This is a genomic window from Collinsella sp. LCP21S3_D3, from assembly GCF_052118305.1.
In the GTDB taxonomy this organism is placed as follows: domain Bacteria; phylum Actinomycetota; class Coriobacteriia; order Coriobacteriales; family Coriobacteriaceae; genus Collinsella.
In genome coordinates, this window is sequence record NZ_JBQKHK010000033.1 from 1 (window position 1) to 3,631 (window position 3,631).

Annotated in this window: 6 protein-coding genes; all 6 read left to right on the plus strand. The window is 68.1% G+C overall.

Going from position 1 to position 3,631, the window contains the following annotated elements; all coding sequences use genetic code 11:
* Positions 1 to 205 (plus strand): helix-turn-helix domain-containing protein (locus ACTQ1S_RS09050; protein WP_441227480.1); only part of this gene is annotated, 205 nt, incomplete at its 5' end.
* A gap of 136 nt (positions 206 to 341) precedes the next feature.
* A complete protein-coding gene (locus tag ACTQ1S_RS09055; protein ID WP_432232230.1) occupies positions 342 to 632 on the plus strand; it encodes a hypothetical protein in 291 nt (96 codons plus the stop codon).
* An 82-nt stretch (positions 633 to 714) separates the two neighbouring features.
* Positions 715 to 1,398, plus strand: a complete 684-nt coding sequence (locus ACTQ1S_RS09060; protein WP_441399524.1) for a hypothetical protein — start codon at positions 715 to 717, stop codon at positions 1,396 to 1,398.
* Positions 1,399 to 1,512: 114 nt separating this feature from the next.
* The gene (locus ACTQ1S_RS09065; protein WP_441547541.1) at positions 1,513 to 2,334 is read left to right on the plus strand and encodes a PD-(D/E)XK nuclease-like domain-containing protein; all 822 of its coding nucleotides are present in this window, start codon (positions 1,513 to 1,515) and stop codon (positions 2,332 to 2,334) included.
* Positions 2,335 to 2,338: 4 nt separating this feature from the next.
* The gene (locus ACTQ1S_RS09070; protein WP_441547542.1) at positions 2,339 to 2,884 is read left to right on the plus strand and encodes a hypothetical protein; all 546 of its coding nucleotides are present in this window, start codon (positions 2,339 to 2,341) and stop codon (positions 2,882 to 2,884) included.
* A complete protein-coding gene (locus ACTQ1S_RS09075; RefSeq protein WP_441042357.1) occupies positions 2,881 to 3,375 on the plus strand; it encodes a hypothetical protein in 495 nt (164 codons plus the stop codon). The genes ACTQ1S_RS09070 and ACTQ1S_RS09075 overlap by 4 nt, the downstream gene beginning before the upstream one ends.
* Positions 3,376 to 3,631: the final 256 nt, after the last annotated feature.

Here is a 3,631-nt window from a genome sequence, read left to right on the forward strand (position 1 = left end):
TCTCTGCCGAGGTGATGTCGTGAGCGGCGACTGGATGACCCGCGCCGAGGTGGCCGACCTGCTGCGCGTCAGCCTCACCACCGTCGACCGGCTCGCCGCCGACGGGAAGCTGCGCCGCCACAAGCCAACCGGCAAACCACAGGGGCGCGTCGTCTTCTCCGCCGATCAGGTAGAGCGCCTCATCAGCAGGTCAGCCACCCGCTGACCACAAATAATCGGCCCCCGCCGCTGTCACGACGAGGGCCACGCAATCCCGAAAGGAAGCTCAACATGACAGACTCTACCACCACCCCCGCCGACTACCACGACCGCGCCAAGCGGATCGAGGCGGGTGACGAATCGTGAGCGACCTACTAGCCCACCTAGTCGAACTCGATCAGGCCATCACCGACATGCGGGAGGCCCGCAAGCGCATCGAGGCGGCCGTCACCGCGATAGCCGAGGCGAACACTTGGCCCTACGGCGACGCCTACCTTTACCAGGACGACGATTCACCCGAGCGCCTATGGCTCAACGGATTCTCGTGCATCAGACCCAGTGACGAGTTCGCCCGCGATGTTGGACGGAGCGTCATCCAGATGGCGATCCGACGCCCCGGGAAGAGCACCCAAATCGAGGTGACGGCATCGTGAGCGAGATCAACTGGGATGACTACAGCATCTACGACCACGACTTGCCGACCAACTGGCACGCCGCTGCGAGGAGGTGGGTGTGATGACGTACTACAAGGCTATCCGCCCCGACGGCACGTCGTGGTACGACCTCGGCTTCCGGTGGGTGGCTGAGCGTGGGCCGGTCGAGGGTGTGGAGGTGTGGCATCCGTCGCCCTCAGGTGAGCCCAGGTATGACCCGGCAGGGCATTTGGCCGCATCGACCGAGCCTGCCGACTGTTCCGGCATGGGGTGGCCGAGCCGTCTGCTGGAGGTGGAGCCGCTGGCCGATGTGGTGCCCGGGGCGATGCGCAAGGTCGGGTGCGCTGGGTGGCGTGTGGTGCGGGAGCTGCCCGCGTGGCAGGCGCTCGGGCCGTGTGGCCGTGAGGTGGTCGCCTATCTGGCGCTGCTGCCCACCCTGACCGATGACCAGGTGCAGATCGCCGCACGGTACGCCGCATGGTCCGCCGCACGGGACGCCGCATGGGACGCCGCATGGGACGCCGCATGGTCCGCCGCATGGTCCGCCGCATGGTCCGCCGCACGGGACGCCGCATGGTCCGCCGCACGGTCCGCCGCATGGGCCGCCGCACGGGACGCCGCACGGGACGCCGCATGGTCCGCCGCACGGGACGCCGCATGGGCCGTCGTCGTCCGCGACATGATCTCCACCCCCCACTTCGCGACGCTCACCGAGCCGATGCGTGCCGCCGGGATCGACTTCGCCGCGCTCGGCGGTGCGTCATGACCCGCCGCATCGTGCTCGACATCATCGTGCCCATCGTCGTCATCCTCGCGCCCGTGGTCTGCGCCGGACTGCGGATCGGGACGGAAGTGCTGCCCACCGATCAGGGACATTGACATGCCTACCACCATCACCCGACCCGGCATCTTTGACGGCATCCCCGACGCCGACTACCACGCCGACCCCATCCCCGACGGCTCGCTGTCCGTTAGCCGCGCCAAGGCGCTCCTCGAAGAAGGTGGCCCGGCGAGATTCCGGCACCACGAGCTGCACGGTAGACCCCGCACAGCGGCACTCGACCTCGGTAGCGCCGTCCATGCCCTCATTCTTGGCGAGGGCAAGCGCGTGGTCGAGGTGGCCGCCGAGTCGTGGCGCACCAAGGCTGCCCGTGAGGTGCGCGACGCTGCCCACGCATCTGGACAGGTGGCACTGCTGCCCGCCGAGATGCGCCTCGCAGAGGACATGGCGGGCGTCGTATACCGCCACCCCGCCGCTGTCGAGACCCTCGCAGGCGAGCGCGAGCAGTCGATGTTTGCCCGCATTGACGGACTATGGCTACGTGGCCGGGCAGATGTCATGAATCCGGGGTGGACCGCTGACTACAAGACCGCCCGCGACGCCTCAGAGCGCGGTTTCCTGGCCGCTGCCCACCGATTCCGCTACTACCTACAGGCCGCATGGTATCGCCGCCTCCGCCGAGAGTTGACCGGCGATTTGCTGCCGTTTCGCATCGTCGCCCAGGAGAAGACGGCACCCTACCTCGTCAGCGTGTGGGAGGTTGATCCCTCCTATCTGGCGCTCGGCGAAGGTGAGATGGCGCAGGCGATCACGCTCTACCGCCAGTGTGTCGAGACCGGCAGGTGGCCCGGATACAGCCACGACATCAGGCCCCTCATCCCGCCCACATGGGCATACGACGACGACATCACAGAGGAGTGACGAGATGGACATTGACGACACGATCGCGCCGAAGAGCGACCAGCTCAACGCGGAGGACCTGCTGACCGGCCCGCGCACGTTCACCGTCGACCGAGTGCAGGTGCCCGGCGGCGAGCAGCCCGTGAACATCCACCTGCGCGAGATGCCAGGACGGCCCTACCGCCCAAGCAAAACAATGCGTCGTGTCCTCATCGCAGCGTGGGGCACGAAATCATCGGCCTACGCGGGCCGCTCGCTCACCCTGTACCGCGACCCCGACGTGCAGTTCGGCGGCGAGCGGGTCGGCGGCATCAAGACCAGCCACCTGTCTGACATCGCCCAGCCGTTGCGCCTCGCGCTGACAGAGAAGCGCGGGAAGCGGGCCGCGTACCTGGTCGAGCCGTTGCGACTCGCAAAGCCTGCGCCGACCGTGGATGTGTCAGCGATCACCGACCGCGACGAACTGCGCGCCCTGTGGCAGGACGCCGACGAGGCCACGCGTGCCGCGATCCAGAGTCGCGTCGCCGAACTGCCCGACGAGGGCCTGATCGTGCCGGAGGGCGAGTCGTGACCGGCGTCACGACCAGCATCAGTCCGTGGGGTCATATCCAGCGCACCATCGTCGGTGACACCGGAGCCGTCGAGATATGGGGGGATGAGGTGGGCGGCGGGCGCGGCGCCGTGCCGTGCGAGGTCGTCATCCACCAGTGGGGCGCCCCCGAGGTCGAGCGTCGGTATGAGGAGTGGACGCTGTGCCACGAGCGCAGATGCACATCCCACCGCTACTACGACTATCGGAGGGGTTGGGCGCGTGTGGATGCCGACCTGCGGGCGCTGGCCGCAGCATGGCTCCATCCCCGGCACAGGACCCGCATCTGGAGAGACGCGCCCGCTCATTGGATGTGGCGCTGCAATTGCGGACGAATCGGAAGGTGGCAGTCCACATTTGGCGAGGCCCTGTCGGCGTCTGAGCGTCACCGGCACGACATGGCCGACCTCTCCACCGACGACGGCCTGCGGCGCTACCTCGCCTCCACGCGACGCACCCAGGTCGCGGCATGACACCCACCCTGATCGCTCCCGGGGCGGGTGACGACCGCCGAGCCCCCGCCCCGGGAGCCTGCTCCGCCCTCCACATCCTCACCGGCGCGATGGGACTAGACGACCACCGCCAACCCATCACCCCACGACACCTGTACCGACACGCCCGCTGCACCCACTGCGGCCAGAGAGAGGACCAATCATGAGCACCAACACCATCACCATCTGCGGCAACCTGACGGACGCGCCCGAGGTCCGCTTCACTCAGGCCGGGGCC

Excerpts from the sequence above, each read along its gene's own strand:
- ACTQ1S_RS09060 (WP_441399524.1), top strand. The coding sequence starts at position 715 with ATGACGTACTACAAGGCTATCCGCCCCGACGGCACGTCGTGGTACGAC.
- ACTQ1S_RS09065 (WP_441547541.1), top strand. The coding sequence starts at position 1,513 with ATGCCTACCACCATCACCCGACCCGGCATCTTTGACGGCATCCCCGAC.
- ACTQ1S_RS09070 (WP_441547542.1), top strand. The coding sequence starts at position 2,339 with ATGGACATTGACGACACGATCGCGCCGAAGAGCGACCAGCTCAACGCG.